This is a genomic window from Mesorhizobium silamurunense, assembly GCF_014843905.1.
Classification (GTDB): Bacteria; Pseudomonadota; Alphaproteobacteria; order Rhizobiales; family Rhizobiaceae; genus Mesorhizobium; species Mesorhizobium silamurunense.
The window spans coordinates 1-1,323 of record NZ_LPVS01000210.1 but is presented as its reverse complement, the minus strand read 5'-3'; the positions used below and the strand labels follow the sequence as shown (position 1 = coordinate 1,323).

Genomic DNA, 1,323 nt, shown 5'->3' with positions numbered 1-1,323 from the left:
TTCAGCAGCACGCTCGTCATCGAGAACGAGGAAGGTATGCGCGCGCCATCACCGCAGAAGATGCTCGATGCCATCGTCGGTGAGCTCACCTTCGATCCGCTCGAGTTCACGCGCAAGAAGCCAAAGGAGCAGTTTGACACGCTGAAGGCGTTTGTCACGGGCTTCGATTTCGAGGATTCCGCGCGCCGGCGCAAGGCAGTGTTCGACGAGCGCACGGCTGTCGGCCGTCGCGCCAACGATCTTGAGGCGCAGGCCAAGGGCATCGACGTTCCCGAGGACACGCCGGCTGATCTGGTCGACGAGGAAGCGCTCGTCAGCGAGATGCAGGCAGCCGGCGAGCACAACGCCGAGATCGAGCGGCGGAAGGCGGCACGCGAAGCGGTGCGCCAGAATATCGCCGGCATGGAGCAGGCCAACAAGGACAGGGCTGATCGGATCATCGAACTGCAGAGGCAGGTCGACGTGCTGGAGCAGCAGCAGAAGGATACGTTCCGGGAGATCCAGGTCGAGCAAACCCGTCTTCTCAACGCAGAGCCGCTGCCAGAGCCTATCGACCCGTCGACGGTCCGCGCGAAGATAGAAGCGGCACGCCAGACCAATGCGCTCGTCGCCAAGAAGCGCCAGCGCGCCAGCCTCGAGGCGCAGGCGCTCGAGCAACAGGCCAAGGTCAAGCTACTCACGACGGACATCGAGGCGATCGACAAGAAGAAGGCGGACGCCATCGCAGCGGCGAAGATGCCGGTCGAAGGCATCGGCTTCGGCGACGACGTCGTGCTTCTCAATGGTCATCCGCTCGACCAGGCCAGCGGCGCGCAGCAACTGCGCGCTTCGATCGCGCTGACCATGGCGGCGAACCCGCGGTTGCGCATCATGCTGGTACGCGACGGCGCGCTGCTCGGCACCGCGGCGATGAAGATCATCGCCGAGATGGCAAAGGAGCACGACTTCCAGGTCTGGATCGAGACGGTGGAGTCGTCCCGGCCTGGTGCCATTGTCATTGAGGACGGCCGCGTGCGCGGCGCCGATCAGCCGGCGGCGGAGGCTGCGGAATGAGCGAGATGCCAATTCGCCATGCCCCAGGCATCTACTTCGGAATGCCGGATGACGAGTATCACGCCGACGATGCCCTGGGCTCCTCGCGCATCAAGGCCATCGCCGTCGATCCCTACGAAGCCCAGTTCGATCATCTCTACGGCGAAGACAAGGACACCGACGCCATGATCTTCGGTAGCGCGCTGCATGCGCGCCTGCTGGAAGGCCGCGCCGCGATGGAAGCGAAGTTCTGCAAGGAGTTCGACAAGACGTCGATACCTGATGGCGCGC

1 protein-coding gene and 1 pseudogene are annotated in these 1,323 nt (G+C 64.1%); both read left to right on the top strand.

What is annotated here, in order from left to right; all coding sequences use genetic code 11:
* The coding region (locus AU465_RS33105) for a hypothetical protein (RefSeq protein WP_210325373.1) at positions 1-1,053 on the top strand (1,053 nt) is incomplete at its 5' end.
* Positions 1,050-1,323, top strand: a pseudogene (locus AU465_RS33100) (hypothetical protein); the annotation flags it as partial. The gene AU465_RS33105 and the pseudogene AU465_RS33100, both read left to right, overlap by 4 nt.